Consider the following 491-nt stretch of genomic DNA (forward strand, 5'->3'; position numbering starts at 1 on the left):
CGTTCAACCCGCCCATCGACCCGCAAACCGGCCACAGCTATACCACCGGGGCCAGCTGGTCGCAGGGGCGCCAGCACTCCACGCTGACCTTCTGGCGCGCCGAGATTGATAACGAAATCGTTTACGACCCCATCGCTTTCGCCAATCGCAATCTGGACGACCGCACGGTACACAAAGGGGTCAGCATCAACTCCCGCTGGCGGCTGGACAAGGACATCACCTTCACTGCCAACGCCAGCGCCCAGCAAGCCCGTTTTGATGGCGGCCCTTTCAGCGGCAACGACGTGCCCCTGGTGCCCGAACACACCATGGAACTGATTGCCGACTGGCAGGCGCTCACCTGGCTGTCCGCCCAGATCAGCCACCGCTACGTGGGCGATCGTCATTACGACGGTGACGTGGACAATGAGTACCGCAAACTGGATCACTACCGCACCACCGACCTGCAACTGACGGCCCGCTATCGCAAACTCTATCTCAAAGCCGGTGTC

Annotated in this window: 1 protein-coding gene; it reads left to right on the plus strand. The window is 61.5% G+C overall.

Annotated features, from left to right (window positions below; translation table 11 throughout):
• The coding region (locus tag A3754_RS07235) for a TonB-dependent receptor domain-containing protein (protein WP_156496884.1) at positions 1-491 on the plus strand (491 nt) is incomplete at both ends.

It is taken from the genome of Alcanivorax sp. HI0083, from assembly GCF_001635175.1.